Source organism: Enterococcus sp. DIV0802b, from assembly GCF_050543535.1.
Lineage (GTDB): Bacteria > Bacillota > Bacilli > Lactobacillales > Enterococcaceae > Enterococcus_D > Enterococcus_D entomosocium.
On the sequence record NZ_CP172941.1, the window covers coordinates 690001 to 716240 of the forward strand.

Consider the following 26240-nt stretch of genomic DNA (forward strand, 5'->3'; position numbering starts at 1 on the left):
CACCTTTGATTGCATCCTTCCGTGGCTTGGGCTTAGATGAAGCTGCTGCCCAGCAAGCCGTTGCCTTCTACCGGGAAAATTATCGTCAAGCGGGGATGTTTCAAGTACAACCATATCCGTTCATTGAAGAAACATTGCAGGAGCTGGCGCAGGATCACGATTTGTATATCGCTACGTCGAAACCAGAAGTTTTTGCAAAAGAGATCCTGACCCATCTCAAGTATGATGGCTATTTCAAAGGAATCTATGGGGCGGATCTTGAGAATAAACGTGGGGAAAAAGCGGCGGTTATCCGCTACGCACTTACTGAGATCGAAAAGGAGCAAAAAGCGCAGGAAGCCATCATGATCGGCGACCGTGAGCATGATATTTTAGGTGCAAAAGAAAACCAGTTACCGGCAATCGGTGTTTTATATGGTTTTGGGTCACGAGAAGAATTGCTTGATGCTGGTGCAATCGCTTTAGCCGATGAGACACAGGAACTTCTTTCGTTGATTTCCCATTCCGTATAGAGAAAAAGAGCTGACAAGCACCTTACAAGGCGTTTGTCAGCTCTTTTGTTACACATTCGTTTGCTTCAACTGCGGAGAGGCTTCCAATAAAAGATTGGTATCCAAATAGCCGCTTTCGTTTTTCAAAATCAAGGTTCCTGAAGTTGGGTGAACATCTAGAATTAGATGACCAGTCAAGAACATTTGATCATAGGTTGATGTAAAAAAAGTAAACTGATTGCTTGAGACTAACTCATTGTATGGGTCTAACGGTTCGTCGATCGGTGTGATCAAAAAACGTTCGCCGATCATACAGCATCCAGCTGCTGAAGAAAATTGGTTCGATCCGTCATTACTCGTCAGAATATATAAGTCGTGTCCTTCTGGAAAGCGAGCAACGGCACTAGGGGTAATATGTAAGTCCATTATGCATGATCTCCTTTTTGAAACGAATGAGCAACAAGCTGTTTCGTTTCGATAATTGTTGATAAACCAAGTGTATCACTCCTCTTAGGGATGTGACAGCAACTTGCTTTTCCACAAGCCAAGCTTAAAGTTTTAGCAAGAAAAAGGCGATAATACCGATTATCAGCAAGAAAAGCCCTAAGTACAAGAGCACAGTGACTGCAGCATGGAAAAAAGAGCGCATTTCTTTCACCTCGAATCATTGTTCTCCTTATTTTACTGCATAATTGCGGAATCAAGTAAGGACCTTCACAAATCTTAAAGGAAGTTTTAGGTCTCTTAAGAGTAGACCTCGTCCTTTTTTGTAACGCTTCCATTTTTTGTGGTAAAATAAAGAAAAGGAGGCGATTTGGATGCTACGTAATTCTCAAAATGTACTTGTTGCCTTAGATGGGTCGGATCAGTCAGAAAAAGCGTTCCAAGAAGCACTCGCGATTTGTCGTAGGAACAAAGCCAAATTGTATGTCCTCTCTGTTATCAACAATGCTGAGTTATCCACAAGTGCCTATGCTTTTGCGAAAATTTTTGATCAAGAAAAATTACGTGTGGAAACGGATATGTTGAAAAAAATCTATGATGCCAATCAACATGGGGTGGAAGATGTTGAGGTGATCGTTGAAGTCGGTGATCCAAAACGTTTTATCATTCATGCAGCGACTGAATTGTATCCAATTGATTTGATCGTTATCGGTGCAACTGGCAAAGGTACATTGACTCGAGCTGTCGTGGGCTCAACCACCGATTATGTCGTTAATCATTCGAAATGTACGGTGCTGGTCGTGAAGTAAGAAGTTGAATCAAACGGAAAAAATATGTTATTTTTTAAGTCAGCATAAGGCATCTCCTTTCAAAAAAATTCAGTTTAGTTGAAAAACCCGCTCTCTTGGCTTTAGGAGAGCAGGTTTTTTGTTGTAAAAAAGAAGTGCCTAAAATTGAGCTGTGAGTAACGATTGAAAACGTCTTTTCGTCGTTTTATCAAAAAAATATTTATGTAAATTGAACTAGGTTGACCGTTAGAAAAGATAGTTTGTTACACTTTTAATAAGCAAAGGATGTAGGAAAAGTATTGGAGAGAGGGGCTGATAATTTACTGAGTTTCCATGATTCAGCTGGTTGCAAGTGGCTATCATTGGAAAGGAGAATGAAATGAAGCGTGTTGCAGAAAACTATTAGGTTGTTTTTTTTATTCCTTTGCTGAGTATATGGTTAGGCTTGATCCAAGTGAAGGAATATTCGCAAGAAGCAGTCCTGTCGATCATTTACTTTATTAATCTTTATACGCTCTTGTTCAAATTTAAAGATGCAGCGAGAATGGTGAAAGCAGTTGTATCTTTCGTACTATTGGGTTTTACTATCTTATTTCTTTTGTATATCGCAAGTAATTAGAGGCAATACGAATTGTTAACTTTAGAAATTATCGCTATATATTGGGAATGAGATGTACAAAAAAAGACAACGTCCGACAAACGTTGTCCTACCAAAGCCACTTGACGGGCTTGAACCGTCGACCTCATCCTTACCATGGATGCGCTCTACCAACTGAGCTAAAGCGGCGTGTTATTTAACACAAGATATAGAATACCGTAAAGGCGCTACTTTGTCAATGAGATTTTCGGATATTTCTTGAGAAAAACGCTTTGCGGGAAGGGAAGTTTCTAAAAGGGGATTTTCTTGAAAAAAAGGATCATAAAATTGATTTTTGCTCTTGCTAAATTATCTGACTATTTGGTATAGTACAGATAGATTCTTCCGGCATAGCTCAGTTGGTAGTAGCGCATGACTGTTAATCATGATGTCGTAGGTTCGAGTCCTACTGCCGGAGTATCAAAAACGACCTTCGTTTCGGAAGGTCGTTTTTTTGTTGGAAAGAGTCCGTTCTTTTGTTGGTTGTGGATAGCCTGGGGATAATGGGTTCCCCAGTTTTTTCTCCAGAACACTCACTCCGCTGAGGAAATCTTCTGTAAAAGTTCCTCGTATAAATCCGTCGTTTCGGCGGCTTTTTTATTTGTGTAAAAAACAGTTGGGCCATCGTTAGTAGTGACTTTTAAAATGGGCGTCACCTTCGTGTCGACAAACATTCTGGCAGGTTCGCCGGCAACGGTAAACTGACCGATTTGGTAACTGGCGGTTCCTACACCCATGGTACGAACACGAGGAGACGGCAATGTTTCGATCAATTCCACTGTCTCTATATCTGCCAAAGAGACCGTAGTTTTCCCGGTCATTGGTGCATCGAAGGTGACTTCTTGTCCTTGCACTTCACCAGTGATCGCATCAGCAGTAAAATCTAAGCGATACATCGGAATGATGGTCCCGATCATTAACACAAGTAAGAAGACAGCGGTGATGCCTGCGACGATTTGTCCGCTGCGTTTGCCTAAATTGATGCCGATATTCATCCCAACACGGTCAGGAACGAACAGACGCGCATCATTAGGATTGATGTAAAAACCATATCGCCAGTAAGCATCTTCGCCATAATAGCGCGGTTGTGCTGCTGGTTCTAAGAGCTGATCTTGTTTTTTACGCAGATCAAGCAATAAGAAGAAGGTAAAGACGATCAAGAAAACCACCAAAACAACAAAGAGCACTAAGAGGATAGTACTGAATGCTCCGGTAGCGGACATGGACGCCAGCGGGACAGTCAACAAGAGCAGCGTAATGGTGCAAGTCACGGCGATCATTAAGGACCAATAGCGCTTTGTTAGATCATTGATGTGTTGATCGATAGTTGAATTGCCGCTGATCCCGCGAACGGGTAAGCGACTGATGATCACCCAGAGATAGAGGAACAGCGCAAAAATTGCTAAGGAGACACCGCCCATCAAGTATCCTGTAGAAAGATCAGGCAACTGCCATGCTTGGTACAAACTGATCATCAACAAAATCCCCGCAGGAACGAGGCTATACCAAGGCAGCATCCGCTTATTTTTGTTTTGAACGAGTTTCGTATCGATCCGAATCGGATCGATGGGTAGTTCCCATCCATTGGTAAGGATCAATTGCCGCATTTTCCCGATGTAATGTACTTGCATCAAGTAAGCTGTCCCTAACAAAGCGGCCATATAAAGCCAGAACAGGGTAAGGATGATGGAGTCAGATAAATTGAACAAAAAAAGGAGACTTGCTACACTAAATGTACCAACGACTTGTAAGATACGCTTGCGAAATTCTGTGATCAAGCTGTGGACGCTAGGATCATCCAGATGCTCAGGGGCAAGGGTATTTTCGAGTAAAACATTTTTGTGGGGTTTACTGATCAAGCGTAAACCAAATGCGGTCGTCCCACAGAGGACGAGGGCAATAATGAAAAAAAGATAAGTCATTTGCATTCATTCCTTTCAGGAAATTGGTCCAGAAGTTGTTGAACATCCGTTAAAAGCGCTTGCTTGCTTTTGCCGTGTAAGAGAGCGGTTGCTAGCTGTAGCTGTAAGTTTTGGCGATACTCCGCTTCTTGTCCGGAAGTAAACGGTGGTGGCGCGGCAACGGCGGTTCCTTTGCGGCGATCTGTGACTAACAAGCCTTCTTCTTTGAGGGAATTGTAGGCTTTTGAGATCGTCATGGTATTGATGCCGATCTCTTCGGCTAATTGACGGACGGATGGCAGCAATTCGCCAGCGGCCAAATCGCCTTTTGCGATACCGACAATGATCTGTTCCCGCAACTGCTGGTAGATGGGTTGGTTGCTTTGGGTTTGAATATCAAATATCATCGAAAACAGCTCCTTTGTATTATATATATTAATACAAACTATACAAAATAGCAACTAGTAATCAAATGAACAAGAATCGTTAGAAAAAAGTAAATAGCTTGTTACAGTTCTGTTTCATGGATCAGGTATCCTTTGACAGATACAACTTAGAGGAGGAACTTTTTATGAGCCAATCGCAAAGAACGGCTTACTTTGATAATGCAAAATTTTTACTGATGATCTTGGTCGTCTTCAGTCACTTGCTGCAGCCTTTTATCGGCGATCAGAAGTTTTATCATGACCTATATTATTTTATCTTCACTTTCCACATGCCAGCTTTTGTTTTTCTGGCTGGGTACTTTGCCAAACCGTTGACGAAGGGACACAAGCTTCGTGAGTTGATGAAAAAGTTCTTGCTGCCTTATGTCTTCTTTCAGGTGTTTTACACCGTCTATTACTGGTTGATCGGTCTACGGGAGTCGCTAAAAATCCAACTGTTGAATCCGCAATGGGCACTTTGGTTTTTGCTTAGCATGTTCTTTTGGCAGCTCTCGCTGTTGATCTTTCAAAAAATGTCCAAAAAGCAGGCGATCCTGCTGAGTGTTGGCTTGAGCATCTTTGCTGGCTACGTGCCGTTTTTAAATCAAGTGTTGACCTTGCAGCGGACCTTTGTCTTTTTGCCGTTTTTCATTATCGGGTTTTATTTTCCCAAAAATGAGATGCGCTTTTTATTGAAACCAAAGATTCGAACCATCAGTTTGCTTTTCCTACCGATCATCTACACCTTTATCGCGTTTTTTCATGGGATGAACAAGTACATGGTTTTTGGTTCCAAGCCTTATGACGATTACTTGAGCTATCCGTTGTTCGGCGGTCCCTTGCGTGCGGTCTTTTTCGTGATCGGGCTGATGGGGATCATCGGTTTTCTGAGCCTCGTGCCCAGAGAGCACCTATTTTTTACGAAGTGGGGCAAAAACACACTGCTGGTCTATCTTTTACAGGGGATCTTCATCAAGGGCTTGCGGACATTAGCCATCACCGACTTGAATCTGTCGGTATTAGGCTTTGTGACGTTGGTGTTAGCCAGTGTTTTACTGACGATCTTGCTAGCTAGCCGCCCGATCCGCTTCCTGTATGCACGATTTGAACGAGGACTATCCTTTGTTTTACTTGGCTTTTTGCTTTTGATGCTCACCCTTTAAATCCTTGATACGAGCAACCGCTCTTAGAAAGATGATTTTTTCATTTTTCTAGGAGCGGTTGTTATTTGAGAGGCAGAGGCGTAAAATGGAAGGAACGGAAAGTGAAAGGATGAAGAAATATGTCAGAAATTTCAAAAAAGACCACCGCTGCCTTTGCGCAAGCGTATCAAGAAAATAATAAACAAACGGCACTGCAACGGAGTGTTGTGAAAAATGGGATCACCGCTTCTGCAGAAAACGTGTCAGCAAAAGTCAACAATGTGCCGGTTTTCTCAGTCGATGTGACAACAGGGAAAGTCTCAAACCAAAAACAATCAGGCCGCTGCTGGATGTTTGCCGCATTGAATACATTCCGTCATAAGATGCTGAATGATTTCAATTTAAAAGAATTTGAATTGTCGCAAAACCATACCTTCTTTTGGGACAAATACGAAAAAGCCAACTATTTCTATGAAAATATTTTAGCAACTGCTAACGAACCTTTAACAAGTCGCAAAGTTGCTTTCTTATTGCAAACACCACAACAAGATGGTGGGCAATGGGACATGATCGTTTCGATTTTCCAAAAATATGGTGTCGTACCAAAAACGGTCATGCCAGAAAGCAGCAACTCTTCCAATTCTCGTGACCTAAACAATTACTTGAACAAAAAACTGCGTAAAGATGCGGTTGCTTTGCGTCAGCTAGTGGCTGAAGGCAAAACAGCTGAAGACATCCAAACAGCCAAAGAAGCGATGTTGGAAGACATTTATCGTTTCTTAGCGACTTCTTTAGGCACACCGCCAGAAACCTTTGATTTTGAATACCGTGATGAAGACAAAAACTATCACATTGATCGCAACTTAACACCACAAAGCTTTTATGAAAAATATGTCGGGGTGGACCTTGACGATTATGTCAGCATCATCAACGCACCAACTGCCGACAAACCTTACAATCAATCGTATACCGTAGAAATGCTAGGCAACGTGGTTGGCGGCAAAGAAGTCAAATACTTGAACGTCGATATGCCGACCTTCAAAAAATTAGCGATCGCTCAATTGGAACAAGGGGAGTCCGTGTGGTTCGGTTGTGATGTCGGTCAATCTTCTACCAGAGATACTGGGATCATGGCATTAGATGCCTATGATATCAACGACTTATTTGATATCGACTTTACGATGACCAAAGCAGAACGCTTAGATTTTGGCGAAAGCTTAATGACCCATGCGATGGTCTTGACTGGCGTTGACTTGATCGACGGCGAATCAACCAAATGGAAAGTCGAAAACAGCTGGGGTGAAAAAGTCGGAACGAATGGCTTCTTCGTCATGAGCGATGCATGGATGGATGAATACACCTATCAAATCGTGGTTCGCAAAGAATTCCTGACAGCAGAACAATTGGCTGCCTTTGAAGCAGAACCAACGGTCTTAGCACCTTGGGATCCAATGGGCGCTTTGGCGTAAGTCAGCAATTTCTAATGATTGCCTGAATATTTTCTGAAATTTTTCAAAAAGACGAAATGAAAAAATAACGAACCAGTTGCCGCAATCCAACCGTTAGGAAAGCAGAAATCCTAGCAGCATGGGAGTGTGGCAACGGTTTTTTTTTATTTACTGACAAAAAAGCGGTACCATCCCAGAAAAGTGGGAACTTATTTATTGTAAGATGAAGCAAACTTCTTTAAAATGGAATAGTCACTAATGATGCCACACGTCTCATTAGAGTGAACTGTTGAAGAATGGTCACTGGGAACCTTTACTTCCTCTGACAGACTTTGTCATGTTTATTGAACAAAAGGAGGATTCAAATGACAAATCTGTTAACTATTATTGTTGTTCTACTTTTTGCTGCCCTTATTTATGGGTTCTACTTATTGCAAAAGCGTCACGTGAAGTTTTCAACGCGGGTCTTTGCGGCGTTGTTCGTCGGGATCGTTTTTGGTGGTGTGCTACAGCTGATTTTTGGGACAGGCTCTGATGTTGTCACGCAAGCTCTTGACTGGATCACGATGGTCGGTAGCGGCTATGTGGCCCTCTTGCAAATGCTGATCATGCCCTTGATCTTCGTTTCGATCGTTGGTGCTTTCACCAAGATGAAAGAAAGCGAAAAAATCAAGAAGATCAGTTTTACGGTTCTTGCGACTTTGCTAGGGACAACGGCGATCGCTGCCTTGATCGGGATCGTGATGGTCATGGTCTTTGGTCTTGACGGTGCCAGCTTTACCGAAGGAGCAACGGAAACAGCGCGGATCGCAGAATTAGCGGAACGTTCGACACAAGTCCAAGATCTATCGATCCCACAACAAATCGTTTCTTTCATCCCAAGTAATGTCTTCGCCGACTTTGCTGGTACTCGTTCGACAAGTACGATCGGGGTCGTGATTTTCTCAGCTTTTGTTGGGATTGCCTTTCTTGGTGTCAAACGCAAATCACCGAAAGAAGCGGAAACTTTTGCGAATTTGATGGACAGCTTATATAAAATCGTGATGCGTATCGTCACGTTAGTTTTGCGCCTGACACCTTATGGGGTTTTGGCATTGATGACTAACGTATTAGCTTCAAGTGATTTTGAAGCCATCTTGAACTTAGGGAAATTTATCATCGCTTCTTATGCCGCTTTGATTTTGGTCTTACTCGTTCATTCATTATTGCTGATCGCTGTACGGGTCAATCCAGTAACGTATTTCAAAAAGGCTTTTCCAGTCTTGAGCTTCGCCTTTACTTCTCGTTCAAGTGCCGGTGCCTTGCCATTGAACATCGAAACCCAAACCAAAGCGTTAGGTGTTGATGAAGCCACGGCTAACTTTGCAGGCAGCTTTGGGTTATCGATTGGTCAAAACGGCTGTGCGGGTGTTTATCCAGCGATGTTGGCAACGATCGTTGCACCAACGGTTGGGATCAATGTCTTTGATTGGCAGTTTATCCTGCTGCTAGTTGCAGTAGTTACGATCAGCTCATTCGGCGTTGCTGGTGTCGGCGGTGGCGCAACCTTTGCTTCATTGATCGTCTTAGGCTCAATGAACTTGCCGATCGCCATCGTAGGCTTAGTTATTTCTGTTGAACCATTGATCGATATGGCACGGACACTCGTTAATGTCAGCGACAGTATGGTTGCGGGAATGGTGACCAGCAGCCGTATCAACGAACTGGATCGTTCGATCTTAGATGATTCTGCCGCCGTGATCGAAGCCGAATAGAAACATTTTTTTACAAGCGAAAGCAAAGAAAGACTGCGTGTGGTCTTTCTTTTTTTTGTCCGTTAAAGCTCAGCTCATAGAAAAATCTAGGTTTCAGTGCCCTTAATAGCGAAGTTTCTGCTATACTTTTAACTAGAACATCGCGGGAGGGATAAGCAATGACACAATTGATTCAACTAGAACGAGCAGCAAACGTCAGAGAACTTGGCGGCTATCAAACGACAAACGGCACGACGATCAAACGAAAAAAATTGATCCGCAGTGCGGCGATCAATGAATTGACTGCTTCAGATCAAGCAGTACTGGCAAACTATGGGGTCAATCAGGTCATTGATTTTCGCTCCATCGCTGAAGCCAATGCACAGCCTGATCGACCGATCGCCACAGCAAAGCAGCTTTTTTTACCTATTTTCAAAGAAGACGAAACGATGGTTTCCTTGTCGCCAGAAAGCTTGAAGCAGCGCTTGGAAGATGGGGAAGATGCCGAAGAGCAGATGAAAAAAGTCTACCGTCACTTTGTTGAAAGCGACTATGCCCGCCAACAATATCGGCAGTTCTTTGATCATGTGATCGACAATGCGGAAGGCGAAGGAGCAACCTTGTTCCACTGTACCGCCGGCAAAGATCGCACAGGCTTTGGCGCCTTTTTATTGCTGCATGTGTTGGCGGTGGCACCAGCGACGATCAAAGAAGATTATTTAGCGACCAATCGCTATCTAGCCCCAATGCTAAAAGAAAAATTTGCCCCAATGACCCAGCATTTGCCGCAAGAGCTGTTAACGGCGATCACGGTTTTGATGAGTGCCAAAGAGAGTTTTCTTGAGGAAAGTTTGGCTGCAATCGATCAGCATTTCGGTTCGGTCGATCAGTATCTTCTGCAAGGACTAGGGGTGACGAAAGAGGAACAAGCGTACTTGACTGCCCAACTGACTGAGTAAAGAAAGGGAGATCCGTATGGAGGAAGCATTGTTCGCAGCAATCGGGATGACCGGCTCGCTAACGCCCATCAGTGGTGGGGATGTCAATCAAACGTATCGTTTCACGACAGCAGAAAATCGCTATTTTTTAAAGACCCATCCTCATGTTTCATCGATGTTCTTTCAAGCAGAAATCAACGGCTTAGCTGAATTAGCCCCTTTCGTGCGGGTGCCAAAAATCGAACGTCTCGGTCAGACCGAAGAGGGGGCGTTTTTATTGATGGAATGGATCGATAGTGGGGAAGGACAGCAGCGGCGCTTAGGCCAAAGCTTGGCTCGGCTTCATCAGCAGACGCAGGAGACTTTTGGTTTTTACGAAGATAATTACATCGGCTTTTTGCCGCAAGTCAATCCGAAAACCACCGATTGGCTTGATTTTTTCACAGTCTGCCGTTTGGATGTGCAAGTCGAATTAGCGAAGCTGGGTAATCACTGGCATGCCAAACGGGAAGCCGCTTATCTGCGTTTGAAAGAATTTTTGCATGAGAATTGGCGTGATCGCAGCGTCACACCTGCTTTATTACACGGTGATTTTTGGCGGGGGAATGTGCTGTTCGATCAACAAGGAGAACCAGTGTTTCTTGATGCGGCAGTCGCCTATGGGGATCGAGAGATGGATATTGCGATGTCCCAGCTTTTCGGCGGTTTTCGTCAGGAATTTTTGGAAGGCTATCAAGAAGTCTATCCATTAGATGAGAATTGGAAAGAGCGACTGCCAGTGTATCAATTGTATTATTTATTGGTCCATTTGAATCAATTTGGCGAAAGTTATGGACCAACTGTCGATGAAATATTGAGTCGTTTTTAGGAGGCAATTAGAACTATGGCAGCAAAGTATCAAACCACGCATGAAGTGGCGTATTATGAATGTGATGTCAACCAAACGATGACGTTTCCAGCCATGCTAGGCATTGCCATCAAGACATCAGAAGAACAAAGTGCGGCGTTAAACCGCGGACCGGAAGTCATCGCTAGTTATGGCTTGACCTGGATCATTACCAGCTATCATATAACGGTAACTCGTTTGCCGCGCGTAGGGGAGCAGATCCAAGTGGCGACCCAGGCGAGAGAATACAATAAGTTTTTCTGCTACCGTTACTTTTGGTTATTGGCAGAAGACGGAACGGAATTGGTCAAAATCGAAGCGGTTTTTGCGTTGATGGACCCGGAGACGCGCAAAGTCAGCAGTGTTCCGGATGAGATCGTGGTGCCTTTTGGCAGTGAAAAAATTAAGCGAATCAAACGCTATCCGAAGATCACCCCTATCACGCAAGGACAATTTTTGCCGTATCGGGTGCGTTTCTACGATATCGATAGCAATCAGCATGTCAACAACGCCATGTATTTCAATTGGCTGATGGACGTCTTAGGCTATGAGTTTTTAACAAAACATGAAGTGACACAAGTGACGATCCGCTTTGATCGGGAAGTTGCTTACGGCCATTTGATCGAAAGCCATTTTCAAATCAATGAAAAGACAGTCGATGAAGCCGGCGAGGCTGTGCCGCTGCAAACGATCCACGAGATCAAGATCGGTGAGGATACTTACTGCGAAGCCATCTTTACTTGGCGAGAAAAATAAAACAACCCTTTTGCCTCCGTTAACGGAATGGCAAAAGGGTTTTTGTTTGGTCAATTCTCCATGAAATCAGGAAGCTCATCCATGGTCAACCCACGGTTTTTCGCTATCAACAATTTGATGCGGGCTTTTTGGCTATTGATGCTATTGCAGAAAATCACCCCAAGAGCTTGCAATTCGATCCCGCCGCCTAAGTAGTCATAGACCGGCTCGGCAACTCCGTTGAAGCAGCGAGAAACTAAGACGACCGGAATGTTTCTAGCGATCAGTTTTTTCAAAGGCTCAATGGTTTGAGGCGGCAGATTGCCAGCGCCTAAAGCTTCGATCACTAGTCCATCGATCAGCGAGTCGGCTAAAGCATCGAACAATTCCCCGGTCATCCCAGCATAGGCTTTGACGATCGGAAACAAACCATCGACACGATCAACATCCAAATGGCGGTTATTTAACAGCTCTTGCATAAACAAGATTCGGTGCTTTGTGACTAAGCCGATCGGACCTAATGTCGGGGTGCGGAACGTCGCAATATTGGTGGTGTGGGTTTTCGTAACATAACGTGCGGAATGGATCTCATCGTTCATGACGACTAAGACACCTTTTCCTATGGCATCGGGGGACTTGGCGACCCGAATCGCACTTTCAAAGTTATAAAGCCCGTCACTGCCGATTTCATTACTTGAGCGCATGGCACCAGTCACCACGATCGGTAACTGACCGCCGATCGTGGTATCTAAAAAGAAGGCCGTTTCTTCCAGCGTATCGGTTCCGTGAGTGATCACGACCCCATCGACACCGCTTAAATGCGCCAGCTGGATACGTTCTTTCAGCTGCAGCATTTCTTTTGGCGTCATATGAGGACTGGGAATATTAAAAATGTCTTCGACGATCAATTCAACATCGTCATCAATGTGGATCGGTGCATCCATCAGCGGATTGCTGACATCGGGGCTGACGCCGCCTGTCAGGGTATCTTCTTTCATGGCGATGGTGCCGCCAGTGTGCAACACGAGAATTCGTTTCATTTTTTCATCACCTGCAATGATTTATTTACTCTTAACTCAAAACTATTGTATACTATTAAAATAAGAAAACAAGGAGCGATGGGAAAAAATGATTCGAATTGGTTGTACCACATTTAGTGAACATGGCAGTCTCGTGCAAAGAAAAAACTCGAAATTATTTGAGTATGCCCGTTATTTTCCGTTAGTTGAGCTGGATACCACCTATCATTTTTTGCCAAAAGAAAAAGACGTGCGCAATTGGTTGACCCAGATTCCCGAAAATTTCCGCTTTGTGTTGAAAGTCCATCAAAGTGTGACCACCCAAGGGGATTTGCCAGATCAGTTGACCATGACCGAAGCGCTGCAGCTTTATAAAGAAGCGATCGCGCCAATGGTAGAAGCGGGCAAACTGTTTTGCCTATTGGCGCAATTTCCCAACAGCTTTAAATGTACGAAAGAAAATGTCGCCTATTTAGATCAAGTGCGAGAATGGTTTGCGGGTTACCCAGTGGCGATTGAGCTGAGAGACAGCAGCTGGTATCAGCCGAAACTGTATCCGGGAATGATCGATTATATGAAGCGAAAACAGTTTTCCTTAGTAGTCGTTGATCAGCCGAAAAAGCTATCGACCACGATTCCCCTTGATCCAACCGTGACCAATCCTGCGTTTGTCCTGTGCCGTTTTCATGGACGCAACGACAGCGGCTGGACAGCGACGGGGCCAGATGCCAAAAATCTGCGGACCTTGTATCGCTATGACCAAGCCGAACTAACGGAGTTAAAACAAGCGATTCAAGCCATCGAAGCCAATGCCAAAGAAGTCGCAGTAGTCTTTAATAATAATGCCGGTCGTGACGCCGCTGACAATGCTCGCGCATTGATCGATGCGCTGCAGATCGATTACGAAGCATTAAATCCTAATCAGTTGAAATTATTTTGAGGAGTCATATGATAAAAGCAATCTTTTTTGATATTGATGGCACACTGATTGCCAGTAACGGCAAGGCGCTTGCCAGTACCCGTGAAGCCATCAAACAAGCCCAAGCCAATGGCGTCCTCTGCGGCATTGCCACCGGACGTGGTCCGGTTGATTTAGAGAAGGTGATCGATTACTTGTCGTTAGACATGTTTATCACCTATAACGGCCAATATGTTTACACGAAGGAAACCTTGATTTATGCCAAACCTTTTCCAAAACAAACGCTGGAAGCGATCGTAGAATACGCCGATGAAAATTATCGTCAAGTCATGTTTGGCGGAGAAACGCAAGTGGCTGGCAGCTTGACGATCCGTTTAAGCCAATCACCCGTCATGCAGCGCTATTTGCGCTATGTACCGAAAAAATTTCCCGTCGGTTTTTTAAAGAAAGTCTTGCAGCGCTTCAGTCCCAATCGCAACGCCAAACGTTATGAATCATTGGACATTTTACGAGAGCCAATCTATCAGTGCATTATGCTGAGCCCTGAATCAGAGCGCGAAAAATTACGCTCCAAGCTGCCGCAATGTGATTTTAAGCGATCCAATGCCTATTCTGTTGATATCGTGCCGAAAAACGGTTCGAAAATCAAAGGGATCAAAGAATTTTTGGCCTATGAAGGGATCGCGATGGAAGAAGCGATGGCCTTTGGGGATCATTTTAATGATGTGGAAATGTTAGAAGGTGTGGGGATCGGGGTTGCGATGGGCAATGCCCAGCCCATCACCAAAGCCAGTGCTGACTTTGTGACGGACACCAACGATCATGACGGCATCAAGAAAGCCTTGATCCATTTTGGGATCATTGCCGAGGATGCCCAAGCAAGGGATTGAATTAAAAAAAATAAACAAGGTGTAGCCAATCCATGAAGCAACGTAGGAGACAGCGCAGAACCATGAAACAGAACCATTAGAAAAAGCAGAAAGAAGCGAGAGAAATGAGTCCATTTGAAATGACGGAAGAGTTTCATAAAACCTTTGATCCAACACGACCGCCATATCCACAAGCTTTTTCAGCGGAAAAAGCCCAGTTTCGTGCTGGTTTTAAAATTGAAGAATTAGTTGAGTTCCTTTATGCTGCCAGCAACAATGACGAAGAGACCTTTCAAGCAGGGTTGACCCATTTGCATCAAGCGATTGATCAAGCCCAAGCCAAGCTGGCTGCCAAACAACAGCCTGTCAGTGATTCCCTAGTAGAACAAGTCGATGCGCTCTGTGATCTGCTGTATTTTACCTATGGCTCTTTTTCACTGGTAGGGGTCGATCCAGCGCCGATCCTGGCTATCGTTCATGACGCCAACATGGGGAAACTTTTTCCAGATGGGCAGCCCCATTATGATCCTGAGACCCACAAAGTCATGAAGCCTAGCGATTGGGAAGAACGGTTTGCTCCTGAACCGCGAATCAAGGCAGAAATCAAACGCCAATTGGCACAAAAACAAGCGCAAGCCCAAGAATCGTCAGAATAATAAAGAAACGTGCCAGTTGCCCGTTCCGATTGCTTATCAGCAAAAGGAGTGGTGCAACTGGCACGTTTGGTTTAATCAAAGAAAGTGTAGTAAAGGGTTCTGACAGCGGCTTTTTCTTGTTCTTTGTGGATGCCGAACATGATGCTGACCTCAGAGGACCCTTGGTTGATCATCTCTAAGTTGATATTTTTCCGCGCAAGGGCAGCGGTACTGTCGGCAGTGATCCCGACTCTTTGACGCATCCCTTCACCAACGACGACGACCATGGATAGATCGTGGGTCATTCGCAGTTCATCGGGATCGATCTCGTAGGCGATCTTGCGCAGCAGTTCTTCTTCCAATACTGGATTCAACTGGTTGGAGCGCATAATGATCGAGATATCATCGATTCCTGAAGGCATGTGTTCATAATTTAAATCAAATTCCCGGAAAATCTCTAAGACCCGTAACGTGAACCCAACTTCGCGGTTCATCAAGTATTTGCGGATATAGATCATACAAAAGCCTTCGTCACTGGCAACGCCGATCACCGGCTGATCCAAATTGTCTCTTTGGTTGGTGATCAAGGTGCCGGGATGACTTGGGTTATTGGTGTTTTTGATCACCACGGGAATTTTCGCATGGTATGAAGGCATCAACGCCTCATCGTGCAACACAGTAAAGCCGGCATAAGACAGCTCCCGCATTTCTCGGTAAGTCACTTCTTTGATGGACTCTGGATGATGAACGTAGCCTGGATGAGCAGAAAAAATCCCATCGACATCGGTAAAGTTTTCGTACAATTCTACTTGCAGACCAGCCGCCACGATGGCACCAGAAATATCAGATCCCCCTCGAGAGAAGGTACAGATTTCGCCGGCTTCTGTGTAACCAAAGAAGCCAGGAATCACTAAGATTTCAGGACTATCACGCCATTGTGCGATCTTAGCGTACGATTTGTTCAAGATACGGGCGTTTTGGGGTTCATCCGTCACTAACAACCCAAGTTCTTGCGGATTCATGTAGCGAGCAGCTAATCCACGGCTTTGTAAAATCCCAGCGATCAATTTGGCATTGTTGTCTTCGCCGCTTGCCAAGACCGTGTCATAAAGATGCGGATTGTCTTGGGTAGGCAACGTTTGAAAAGCCGCCAATGATTGCCAGATGCGGTCTAAATGGACTTGTTCGATACCAAAGGGGGCGGCGATCGCTGTATAGCGCGCATAGATTTCTTCTATTAAATCAGTAATTTCTTCTTGGGCAGACAGACGGGTACAGACTGCTAGTAACAGATCGGTGACTTTCTGATCGTCGCTGGAACGCTTACCAGGCGCTGAGACAACAACAAACCGTCTTTTAGGATCACTTTCAATTATCGCAACAACTTTTTCGACTTGTTCGGCTGAGGCAAGGGAACTGCCTCCGAATTTCGCTACTTTCATTTGACATTACTCCTGTTCAAGCTTTTTACTAGAGTACAGTTTCAATAGGGAGAAATCAAGCGGTTTCTTGAAAAAAATCGGAAAAATCAGAAAAAAAGTCACTTGTTGATGTAAATTTCACGATTTGTTTTCATTATCGATGGAAAAGCCGTGAATGATTTTATTCGATGCGAAAAAAGTCGATCTTTTTTGCCTCAATCTAATGCTTGATTTTTTTCTTTATGCTATAATCTAGCGTAGATGCTTTTTTATAAAGGGACTGTCTGTCCTTTTTATACTCAACGAACTTATCAATCAATCTGCTGATCAGCAGATTTTAGACGAAACATGTATATTTGAAAATTGGAGGAACCACAAAATGGGAACTAATATCATCTTTGGAATTGTCATTGCCATCATCATCATCGCAGCGGTCTTGTATGCAATTGGCTTTTTCATGCGGAAGAAAAACCAAGAAAAGCTAAATGACTTGGAAAAACGCAAAGAAAATCTGTTTGACTTACCGGTGATCGAAGAAGTCGATGAAGTAAAAAGAATGCACTTGGTTGGTCAAAGTCAAAACACCTTCCGTGAGTGGAACCAACAATGGACAGATATCTCCACAAAATCTTTTGCTGAACTTGAGAGTCAAATCTTTGAAGTGGAAGAACTAAACGAACGCATCCGCTTTTTCAAAGCAAAAGGGGCGATTGTTCAAGCGGAAGCGACCATGGATGAGATGGAACGCCAAGTAGAAGAGATTCGCGCCGGCTTGAAAGAATTACGAGAAAGTGAAGAACGAAATTCACTGGAAGTCCAAAAAGCGTTGGACGTTTACGAAGACTTGAAGAAGAAGCTACGGGATCAAGGCGAAGAATTCGGTCCTGCTTACAATGAGCTGCAAAAACAAATCAAAAACATTGAAATTGAGTTCACCCAATTTGTTACCTTAAATACTTCAGGCGATCCTGTGGAAGCACGGGAAGTGTTAGACCAAGCAGAAAAACACACCTATGAAGTAGAAGACTTAATGAAACGGATCCCAGCGGCCTACGAAGAATTAAACCGTACCTTCCCAGATCAGTTGAAAGAAATCCAAGATGGCTACAAAAAATTATTAGAACAAAAATATGTGTTCCCAGAAGCAAACTTCCAAGAAGAAATCAACCGTGTGAAAAAACGAGTTGAAAACTCCATGAACGATCTAGCGAAAACAGAAGTCGCTTCCGTTGAAGTGGCAAGTCGTGATACTGCAAGTGATATCGATGCCTTGTATACGGTGATGGAACGTGAGATCAATGCCAAGAAATATGTCATGAAAAATCGCCAAATCATTGAAGACTATATTGACCACGCAACGAAGAACAACCGTCAGTTGTTGATCGAGTTGGATCATACGGCACAAAGCTATACATTGAATCATAATGAATTAGGTCGCGTCCGTGGTTTCCAAACGGAAGTCGACGAATTGGCTCGTCGCAATAACGAGTACCTACCACAATTAGAAAAGCACGAAATTCCTTATTCAGAAGTGCAAAGCTTCTACAAAGATGCCTACAAGATTTTGGATGATGTGGAAAGCCAGCAAGTCGAAATCGATGATTCCCTTGCGGAATTACGTCGTGGCGAAAAAGTTGCGCAAGAAAAAGTGGAAAGCTTCGAATTCCGTCTACGCAACTTGAAGCGGTTTGTTGAGAAGCAACGCTTACCTGGTTTGCCAGGTGAGTACTTAGAATTCTTCTTCGTGGCAACAGATCGGGTGGAAGAACTAGGCAAAGAATTGAACAAGATTCGCATCAACATGCAAGAAATCAATAAATTGGTTTCTGTCTGTGAAGAAGATCTTGATCTTTTAGATGAACAAACGAAAGACTTGGTGGATGCTGCGGCATTGACTGAGCAAATGATGCAATATGCCAACCGCTATCGTCATTCTCATCCAGATATCAAGGCAGCGATCGACAAATCACTTTACTTGTTCAGTAAAGAATATCGCTATCAAGATGCGCTAGATGAAATCGGCACAGCGTTGGAACGAGTAGAACCAGGTGCCTTCAAACGGATCGAAAACTTCTACTTCAATAACCGCGACTTAGTATAATACGAAAGCCAGCAGTGAAAAACTGACTGGCTTTTTTCATGGAAAGAATGGCTCGCTGCATGATTAACGCTTACGAAGGAAGGGAAAGTTTCCTTTAAATAAAGCCAAAGCCAGCGAGTCACCTTGAAACTCAGCCCAAGAGCAGTTATAATGGGAAAGAATTTTTTTAGAGAAAGGGTCCTATCATTGATCTATTTTGACAACAGTGCAACAACCGCTATTTATCCACAAGCTTTAAATACATATGTCCAAGTCAGTCAGCGAATCATCGGCAATCCCTCAAGCCTGCATGATTTAGGAAATCAAGCCAATCGCCTGCTACAGCAATCACGTCAGCAGATCGCCGATCTGTTAAACGTTTCTTCCAAAGAGATCGCATTTACCAGTGGGGGGACCGAAGGAGACAACTGGGTCATCAAAGGGACTGCTTTAGCGAAAAAAGCCTATGGGAAACACCTGATTATTTCCAGTATTGAACACCCTGCCGTCAGTGAAACAGCGGCTCAATTAGCCGAATTAGGATTTGAGGTCAGTGTGGTACCTGTTGATGCGCAAGGCTTTGTCAACGTGTCAGAATTAGCAAACATGATTCGCAAAGAAACGATTTTGGTTTCGGTGATGGCGGTCAATAATGAGGTAGGATCGATTCAACCGATCCATGAGATCGCAACCGTGTTGGCGGACTACCCAACGATACATTTCCATGTAGATGCCGTCCAAGCCATCACAAAGGTCCCGCAAGAGCAATGGTTCAATGAGCGAGTCGATTTTGCCGTGTTCTCTGCACATAAATTTCACGGACCTCGTGGCGCCGGATTTATCTATTGGAAACAAGGCCGTAAGTTGGCGCCATTGATGACTGGCGGTGGGCAAGAGCAAAACCAGCGCAGCGGTACCGAAAATGTACCAGCAATCGTTGCCATGGCAAAAGCCCTGCGTTTAGCGACGGAACACAAGGCTGAAAAGCCGAACCATGTTCAATTATTAAAAGGCTATTTGCAAGAAGCACTGGCTGGCTATGAGAAAGTCACGCTTTTTTCTGGCACTGAAGGGTTTGCGCCACATATACTTTGTTTCTCATTAAAAGGGATCAGAGGAGAAGTCTTAGTCCATGCCTTTGAAGAAAAGCAGATCTATCTTTCGACGACGAGCGCTTGTTCCTCCCGTAAAAAGATGGCCAGCAGTACGCTTCATGCGATGCACGTTCCGGAACAGTTAGCGACATCCGCTGTTCGTATCAGTTTAGATGAGAGCAATACGATGGCAGAAGTCGAGCAGTTTCTAATCGTCTTCCACCAGTTGTACCAAAAATTTTCGAAAATTAATTAAGCACGACATAGCACTATAAAATCAATCCAAATCAAAGGAGTTTTCTCGTGAATTATTCAGAAATCATGGTTCGTTACGGCGAACTGTCAACAAAGGGCAAAAATCGTCGTAGTTTTATTATGCAATTAGCTTCAAACGTCAAACGTACCTTAGCCGATTATCCCCATGTCAAAGTTCATGCCGAGCGAGATCGCATGCACTTGCTATTGAACGGTGAAAACAGCCAAGAGATCATTCCTAAGCTGCAAAAAGTCTTTGGGATTCAAAACTTTTCCCCTAGTATTCGGGTTGAAAAAGACATTGAGGTATTAAAGAAAGCCGTTCAAGACGTTATGGCAGAGATCTACACCGGTGTTGAGACCTTCAAAATCACAGCTAAGCGCAGCGATCACTCGTTTGTGCAAGATAGCAACCAGTTGAATTTGACCTTAGGTAATGCGGTGATCGACCGTTTTCCTGATATCAAAGTCCAAATGAAAAAACCAGACATCAATCTGCGGGTGGAAATACGGGTCGATGGCGCCTATCTGTCCTATGAAACGATCCAAGGAGCAGCCGGCTTACCCGTTGGCACCAGCGGTAAGGGAATGTTGATGCTTTCTGGTGGTATCGATTCGCCAGTTGCAGGCTACTTTGCCATGAAACGCGGTGTTGAGATCGAAGCAGTCCATTTTGCAAGTCCTCCTTATACGAGTGAACAAGCATTACAAAAAGCCAAAGATTTAACGAAGAAGCTTGCGCCTTATGTGGGAAGCATCCAATTTATCGAAGTTCCGTTTACGGAAATCCAAGAAGAAATCAAAAACCGTGTGCCACAAGGCTATTGGATGACCATCACCCGTCGGATGATGCTGCGTTTGACAGATGCGATTCGGGAAGCTCGTCATGGCTTGATCATCTTAAATGGTGAATCATTAGGACAAGTCGCTTCACAAACTTTGCATAGCATGGTCGCCATCAATGAAGTAACCAATACGCCAATCGTGCGCCCAGTGGCAACGATGGATAAATTGGAGATCATTGAAGTTGCCGAAGCCATTGATACTTTTGAATTGTCGGTTCAACCATTTGAGGATTGCTGCACAATCTTTGCCCCCCCTCAACCAAAGACACGCCCAAGACTGGATAAAGTACATCAATATGAAGAGCGTCTCGATATCGAAGGGATGATGGAACGTGCGATGGCTGGGTTGAAACTAGAAGTAATCACGGCAAATCAAGAAAAAATAGCAGCCGAATTCGCTGAATTCTTATAATAAAGTTTCTTTTTTAAACTACGACCACAACTGTTAGGGAACATTTGTGGTCGTTTTTCATCGAGTGAGAGAGTTTGTGAATATTTTCTTGCTATTGAAAATGGAACATGCTACACTCAATATGTGAATCATTTAACAAGGAGGGTGGACAGGATGGAAGCACTAAGAGATAAAAAACTTCCGAAAGCAACGGCAAAACGTTTGCCAGCTTATTTACGACATTTAAAATTACTGGATGCCTCTGGTGTTCAGCGAATCAAATCAAAAGAGTTTGCAGAAATCACGCAAGTTCCTTCAGCCACGATCCGCCGAGATTTTTCTCATTTAGGAGAATTAGGCAGAAGTGGCTATGGCTATGATGTTCCTTATTTGATTGAGGTTTTGAGCTATATTTTAGAAACCAATGAGGAGAAAAAAATTGCCTTGATTGGTTATGGAAATTTAGGAAAAGCGTTAGCTAACAACAATTTTCGCAGAAATGAAAATCTTTCCGTAATCGCGGTTTTTGACAATGATCCAGAAATGATTGGCCAGACCATTAGTGGACGTTATGTCTATGGAATGGACCAATTGGCGGAAGTCGTAGCAGAAAAAGGAATCACCGTAGCGATTTCGACCGTTCCTAGCCGTTATTCACAAATGGCGATCGATGCGATCGTAGATGCTGGGATCACAGCAATTTTAAATTTTGCCCCTGATCCCGTCATCGTGCCAAAAGACGTCAATATCCAATACATTGATTTGACGACAGAATTGCAAACATTGATTTTTTTTGATACGACCTACTCGCAAAAATCGAAAGTCTGAGCAAATCCTTTTCGTTTTTTGACAATCTTTCTTATACTGGGAGAAAATGCTATAGGAGAGATGTTATGCAAGTTACACGCAAAGAAACGGTTTATGAGATGCCCGGCAACCAACCAAAAGTAGGGGATAAAGCAGCTGATTTTCGCTTGAAAAGTTTAGAGGACAAGGAATATACACTGACTGATTTTTTAGGAAAACCAACGATCATCAGCGTTGTTCCCGATATCGTGACACGTGTCTGTGCGTTGCAGACCAAGCGTTTCAACCAAGAAGCAAGTCAATTGGATGATATAAATTTTGTAACGATCTCTAACAATACAAAAGAAGAACAAGCACAATGGTGCGGCCAAGAAGGCGTCGACATGATCATGCTTCATGATCCGGCGAATACCTTCGGTGAGGCCTATCAAATCATGATCCCAGACTTCGGTCATTTTGCCCGAGCAATTTTCGTTTTAGACCGTGAAGGCGTGATTCAACACGTTGAGATCGTGCCTGAGATCTCCCACGAACCGGATTATCAAGCAGCCATTGATGCGGCGAAAGCAAACCTCTGATTGACTTTCAAAAAAGTTCATTGTAGAATGTAGCAAGATGAAACAAGAATCTATGATAGCAAGACAATGTTCAAGAGGAGTATCAGTGACCCTGGCGGTCAGAGAGAAGTCGGTCGGTGCAAGACTTCCCCAGACACTGAAAAGGTAGCTTGAAGGTCTTTGATCCGAACCACGGTTTGTTTCTTGCAGATAAAGCCGCACAGTAAGATCAAGCGCGTCGTGAACGTTACCTCACGTCAAAGTGGCAGAGCAATCTGCAATTTAGGTGGTACCGCGTATCAGCGCCCTAATGCCTCGGCATTAGGGCGCTTTTTGCTGTGAATCACTGCGACTGGCCCACAAAGTGGGACAGAGCAGATGATGAACAGTACTAGGCGACCAAAGGGAGCGTAGTAACCATACTAGGAATCACTGCGACTGGTCCACAAAGTGGGACAGAGCAGATGATGAACAGTACTAGGCGACCAAAGGGAGCGTAGCAACCATACTAGGAATCACTATGACTGGCGCACAAAGTGGGACAGAGCAGATGATGAACAGTACTAGGCGACCAAAGGGAGCGTAGTAACTATACTAGGAATCACTATGATTGGCCCACAAAGAGGGACAGAGCAGATGATGAACATTACTAGGCGACCAAAGAGAGCGTAGTAACTATACTAGGAATCACTATGATTGGCCCACAAAGAGGGACAGAGCAGATGATGAACAGTACTAGGCGACCAAAGGGAGCGTAGTAACCATACTAGGAATCACTATGATTGGCCCACAAAGTGGACAGAGCAGATGATGAACAGTACGCGAAGTCACCAAAATTGGTTCACGAAGCGAGCTAGATCGGTTGCCAAAGGCCCTAAGACACAATAGAGGATCACGGAAGTGAGCCATGACCTCTGTAAGAAACGTACTTTTTACGAACAACAAACGAGGCGTCAACAAACAACGGATAATCATCTCTACCACTGCACTCATCCTGAACGATTCAAACATTTTCGCGCTTTACCCAGCAACAGGCACCAAAAAACCACACCAACCATTACGTTTAAAAAACGTAACTTTAGGAGGACCAACTATGACAGAAACTGAGAATCTATCCACCAAGTACAATCCCCAAGAAGTAGAAGCCGGGCGTTACCAAGATTGGTTAGAGCATGACCGTTTTAAACCAAGCGGCAACAAAGAAGCAAAACCTTATTCTATCGTGATTCCACCACCAAACGTAACAGGAAAATTGCACTTAGGTCATGCCTGGGATACCACGTTACAAGACATCATCATTCGTCAAAAACGGATGCAAGGGTATGACACCTTATGGCTGCCAGGAATGGACCATGCCGGGATCGCTACCCAAGCCAAAGTAGAAGAAAAGCTGCGGGAACAAGGAATTTCTCGCTATGACCTTGGTCGGGAAAAATTTGTTGAACAAGTATGGGATTGGAAAGAAGAATATGCCGGTCACATTCGGGAACAATGGGCGAAACTAGGGTTATCCCTAGACTATAGCCGTGAACGGTTCACATTAGATGATGGATTATCCGAAGCGGTTCGTAAAGTTTTCGTGACGCTATATGAAAAAGGCTTGATCTATCGTGGCGAGTACATCATCAACTGGGATCCACAAGCCCGCACGGCATTATCTGATATTGAAGTGATCCACAAAGACATCGAAGGTGCTTTTTACCACATGTCTTACGAATTAGCAGATGGCAGCGGTGTGGTGGATATCGCAACGACTCGCCCAGAAACGATGTTGGGGGATACAGCAGTCGCGGTTCATCCAGAAGATGAACGCTATCAAGCATTGATTGGTAAGAAAGTGATCTTGCCTTTGGTCAATAAAGAGATCCCAATCATCGCTGATGAGTACGTGGACCAAGAATTTGGAACAGGGGTCGTAAAAATCACTCCTGCCCATGACCCGAATGACTTCGAGGTCGGTAACCGCCATGACCTACCACGGGTCAATGTCATGAATGATGACGGAACAATGAATGACTTAGCAGGTACCTATGCAGGCATGGATCGATTTGCTGCTCGCAAGCAAATCGTGAAAGATTTAGAGGCGTTAGGTCGTCTAATCAAAATCGAAAAAATGGTCCATAGCGTAGGTCACTCAGAACGGACAGGCGTAGTAGTCGAACCTCGTTTATCGACACAATGGTTCGTAAAAATGGAACCATTAGCAAAACAAGCCATCGACAACCAAGAAAACGACGATGCGGTGGACTTTTATCCGCCACGTTTCAACCAAACATTCTTACGTTGGATGGAAAATGTCCATGACTGGGTTATCTCTCGTCAGTTGTGGTGGGGCCATCAAATCCCAGCTTGGTACCACAAAGAAACGGGGGAAATGTATGTAGGACTTGAAGCGCCAGCAAATGCCGAAAATTGGCAGCAAGATCCAGACGTATTGGATACATGGTTTAGTTCTGCTTTATGGCCGTTTTCAACGATGGGGTGGCCAGATGAAAACAATGAAGATTTCCAACGCTACTTCCCAACGAATACATTAGTGACTGGCTATGACATTATCGCATTTTGGGTAAGCCGTATGATTTTCCAAAGCTTGGAATTTACTGGCAAACGACCATTTGAAAATGTCTTGATCCACGGATTGATCCGTGATGAACAAGGTCGCAAAATGAGTAAGTCTCTTGGAAACGGGATCGATCCGATGGAAGTCATTGAACAATACGGTGCTGATGCATTGCGTTGGTTCTTATCAAATGGCTCTGCACCGGGACAAGACGTGCGTTTCAGCTATGAGAAAATGGATGCTGCTTGGAACTTCATCAATAAAATTTGGAATGCTTCCCGTTTTGTCTTGATGAATGTCAGCGAAATGACTGAAGAAGACATTGATTTTTCTGGTGAAAAATCAGTGGCGGATCGTTGGATCTTGACGCGCTTGAATGAAACGATTGAAAAAGTCACTGATCTTTTTGAACGCTTCGAATTTGGTGAAGCAGGTCGTCAATTATACAACTTTATCTGGGATGATTTCTGTGACTGGTACATTGAAATGTCGAAAGAAACGTTATACGGTGACAATGAAGCAGCGAAACAAGTTAACAAGAGCATCTTAGTCCATGTTCTTGATCAAATTTTACGCTTGTTGCACCCAATCATGCCATTTGTTACAGAAGAAATCTGGAGCAAGCTGCCGCATACAGGGGAATCATTAGTCGTTGCTGAGTATCCACAAGTGGCTCCAGAATGGACGGATGAAAAAGCGGCGCAAGGGATGGAAGTGTTGAAAGAATTGATTCGTTCGGTTCGAAACATCCGAGCAGAAGTAAATACACCACTTTCGAAACCAATCACTTTGCTGATCCAAGCAAATGAGCCTGAAATCGAAGAATTCTTGATTGCTAACAAAAACTATATCGAACGCTTCTGTAATCCAGAAGAACTAGAAATCTCTAACAGCTTGCAAGCCCCTGAATTGGCGATGTCTGCCATCCTATCAGGTGCGACGATCTACTTGCCACTAGCTGGGTTGATCAACATTGAAGAAGAAATCGCGCGTTTGGAGAAAGAACTAGCGAAGTTCACCCAAGAAGTTCAACGGGTACAAGGCAAACTGGCGAATGAACGCTTCGTTGCCAATGCACCAGAGGAAGTCGTGGCACAAGAACGCAGCAAAGAAGCTGATTATCTTGAAAAACAAAAAGCCGTTCAAGAACGGATCGAACAATTACGCACAATCCAATAGGATGAGCACATCATACGCAAACAAGCATCTTTCGGAGATGC

Annotated in this window: 22 protein-coding genes, 2 tRNA genes and 1 other annotated feature (1 of these 25 running past the window's edge); of the genes, 18 read left to right on the forward strand and 6 right to left on the reverse strand. The window is 44.1% G+C overall.

The genetic code is table 11. The features are described from left to right. On the forward strand, window positions 1-512 hold the 3' portion of the coding sequence (locus IGJ12_RS03170) for an HAD hydrolase-like protein (RefSeq protein WP_244733079.1). The gene continues 139 nt to the left of window position 1, outside the view; 512 of the gene's 651 nt are visible here — the last part of the coding sequence; its start codon lies off the left edge, out of view; it ends in the stop codon at window positions 510-512. Between the two features lie 48 nt (window positions 513-560). On the opposite strand, the gene IGJ12_RS03175 is transcribed toward IGJ12_RS03170, so the two are convergent. Continuing rightward, the gene (locus tag IGJ12_RS03175) at window positions 561-917 is read right to left on the reverse strand and encodes an iron-sulfur cluster biosynthesis family protein (RefSeq protein WP_005237545.1); all 357 of its coding nucleotides are present in this window, start codon (window positions 915-917) and stop codon (window positions 561-563) included. A gap of 392 nt (window positions 918-1309) precedes the next feature. On the opposite strand from IGJ12_RS03175, the gene IGJ12_RS03180 reads away from it, so the two are divergent. Further along, on the forward strand, window positions 1310-1744 hold the full coding sequence (locus IGJ12_RS03180; RefSeq protein ID WP_005237544.1) for a universal stress protein: 435 nt from the start codon (window positions 1310-1312) through the stop codon (window positions 1742-1744). A 693-nt stretch (window positions 1745-2437) separates the two neighbouring features. Here the strand turns inward: IGJ12_RS03180 and IGJ12_RS03185 are convergent. After that, window positions 2438-2510 (reverse strand) — tRNA-Thr (locus IGJ12_RS03185). Between the two features lie 194 nt (window positions 2511-2704). On the opposite strand from IGJ12_RS03185, the gene IGJ12_RS03190 reads away from it, so the two are divergent. After that, window positions 2705-2778, forward strand: a tRNA-Asn gene (locus tag IGJ12_RS03190). Window positions 2779-2893: 115 nt separating this feature from the next. Here the strand turns inward: IGJ12_RS03190 and IGJ12_RS03195 are convergent. Then, complete coding sequence (locus IGJ12_RS03195) at window positions 2894-4282, reverse strand: hypothetical protein (protein WP_430619346.1); 1389 nt, start codon at window positions 4280-4282, stop codon at window positions 2894-2896. Then, on the reverse strand, window positions 4279-4668 hold the full coding sequence (locus tag IGJ12_RS03200) for a GntR family transcriptional regulator (RefSeq protein WP_005237540.1): 390 nt from the start codon (window positions 4666-4668) through the stop codon (window positions 4279-4281). The genes IGJ12_RS03195 and IGJ12_RS03200 overlap by 4 nt, the downstream gene beginning before the upstream one ends. A 164-nt stretch (window positions 4669-4832) precedes the next feature. On the opposite strand from IGJ12_RS03200, the gene IGJ12_RS03205 reads away from it, so the two are divergent. From IGJ12_RS03205 to IGJ12_RS03230, 6 genes are all read left to right on the forward strand, one after another. Next, window positions 4833-5849: an acyltransferase family protein gene (locus IGJ12_RS03205; protein WP_430619347.1), complete on the forward strand. Its 1017-nt coding sequence runs from the start codon at window positions 4833-4835 to the stop codon at window positions 5847-5849. Between the two features lie 119 nt (window positions 5850-5968). Next, complete coding sequence (locus tag IGJ12_RS03210) at window positions 5969-7297, forward strand: aminopeptidase C (protein WP_008377008.1); 1329 nt, start codon at window positions 5969-5971, stop codon at window positions 7295-7297. A gap of 344 nt (window positions 7298-7641) precedes the next feature. Continuing rightward, window positions 7642-9030 (forward strand): L-cystine transporter, encoded by a 1389-nt coding sequence (locus IGJ12_RS03215; RefSeq protein WP_010747447.1) that lies wholly within the window; start codon window positions 7642-7644, stop codon window positions 9028-9030. Between the two features lie 158 nt (window positions 9031-9188). Beyond that, complete coding sequence (locus tag IGJ12_RS03220; protein ID WP_005237536.1) at window positions 9189-9968, forward strand: tyrosine-protein phosphatase; 780 nt, start codon at window positions 9189-9191, stop codon at window positions 9966-9968. A 16-nt stretch (window positions 9969-9984) separates the two neighbouring features. Next, window positions 9985-10815 carry a fructosamine kinase family protein gene (locus IGJ12_RS03225; protein WP_194188748.1) on the forward strand — a complete coding sequence of 277 codons (831 nt, stop codon included), beginning with the start codon at window positions 9985-9987 and terminating at the stop codon, window positions 10813-10815. A 15-nt stretch (window positions 10816-10830) separates the two neighbouring features. Then, complete coding sequence (locus IGJ12_RS03230) at window positions 10831-11589, forward strand: acyl-ACP thioesterase domain-containing protein (RefSeq protein WP_005237534.1); 759 nt, start codon at window positions 10831-10833, stop codon at window positions 11587-11589. Between the two features lie 50 nt (window positions 11590-11639). Here the strand turns inward: IGJ12_RS03230 and IGJ12_RS03235 are convergent, their stop codons facing one another. Next, complete coding sequence (locus IGJ12_RS03235; protein ID WP_005237533.1) at window positions 11640-12608, reverse strand: asparaginase; 969 nt, start codon at window positions 12606-12608, stop codon at window positions 11640-11642. 88 nt (window positions 12609-12696) lie between these two features. On the opposite strand from IGJ12_RS03235, the gene IGJ12_RS03240 reads away from it, so the two are divergent. From IGJ12_RS03240 to IGJ12_RS03250, 3 genes are all read left to right on the forward strand, one after another. Further along, window positions 12697-13527: a DUF72 domain-containing protein gene (locus IGJ12_RS03240; RefSeq protein ID WP_008377017.1), complete on the forward strand. Its 831-nt coding sequence runs from the start codon at window positions 12697-12699 to the stop codon at window positions 13525-13527. Window positions 13528-13535: 8 nt separating this feature from the next. Then, window positions 13536-14396 (forward strand): Cof-type HAD-IIB family hydrolase, encoded by an 861-nt coding sequence (locus IGJ12_RS03245; protein WP_016611697.1) that lies wholly within the window; start codon window positions 13536-13538, stop codon window positions 14394-14396. Window positions 14397-14500: 104 nt separating this feature from the next. Further along, entirely contained in the window at window positions 14501-15031 is a 531-nt protein-coding gene (locus IGJ12_RS03250; protein ID WP_005237530.1) for a haloacid dehalogenase, read from the forward strand. A 71-nt stretch (window positions 15032-15102) separates the two neighbouring features. Here IGJ12_RS03250 and IGJ12_RS03255 read toward each other — a convergent pair whose 3' ends face one another. Continuing rightward, complete coding sequence (locus IGJ12_RS03255) at window positions 15103-16452, reverse strand: aspartate kinase (RefSeq protein ID WP_016611695.1); 1350 nt, start codon at window positions 16450-16452, stop codon at window positions 15103-15105. 358 nt (window positions 16453-16810) lie between these two features. Here IGJ12_RS03255 and ezrA point away from each other — a divergent pair, with 358 nt between their 5' ends. From ezrA to IGJ12_RS03285, 6 genes are all read left to right on the forward strand, one after another. Then, a complete protein-coding gene (gene ezrA, locus IGJ12_RS03260; RefSeq protein WP_016611694.1) occupies window positions 16811-18532 on the forward strand; it encodes a septation ring formation regulator EzrA in 1722 nt (573 codons plus the stop codon). 186 nt (window positions 18533-18718) lie between these two features. After that, complete coding sequence (locus IGJ12_RS03265) at window positions 18719-19861, forward strand: cysteine desulfurase family protein (protein WP_430619582.1); 1143 nt, start codon at window positions 18719-18721, stop codon at window positions 19859-19861. A 47-nt stretch (window positions 19862-19908) separates the two neighbouring features. Further along, on the forward strand, window positions 19909-21117 hold the full coding sequence (gene thiI, locus IGJ12_RS03270) for a tRNA uracil 4-sulfurtransferase ThiI (RefSeq protein WP_430619348.1): 1209 nt from the start codon (window positions 19909-19911) through the stop codon (window positions 21115-21117). 153 nt (window positions 21118-21270) lie between these two features. Then, a complete protein-coding gene (locus IGJ12_RS03275; protein ID WP_430619349.1) occupies window positions 21271-21924 on the forward strand; it encodes a redox-sensing transcriptional repressor Rex in 654 nt (217 codons plus the stop codon). A gap of 65 nt (window positions 21925-21989) precedes the next feature. Continuing rightward, entirely contained in the window at window positions 21990-22481 is a 492-nt protein-coding gene (gene tpx / locus IGJ12_RS03280; protein WP_008377033.1) for a thiol peroxidase, read from the forward strand. 57 nt (window positions 22482-22538) lie between these two features. After that, window positions 22539-22773, forward strand: a binding site (T-box leader). A gap of 780 nt (window positions 22774-23553) precedes the next feature. Next, entirely contained in the window at window positions 23554-26199 is a 2646-nt protein-coding gene (locus IGJ12_RS03285; RefSeq protein ID WP_430619350.1) for a valine--tRNA ligase, read from the forward strand. The last annotated feature ends 41 nt before the right edge of the window (window positions 26200-26240 follow it).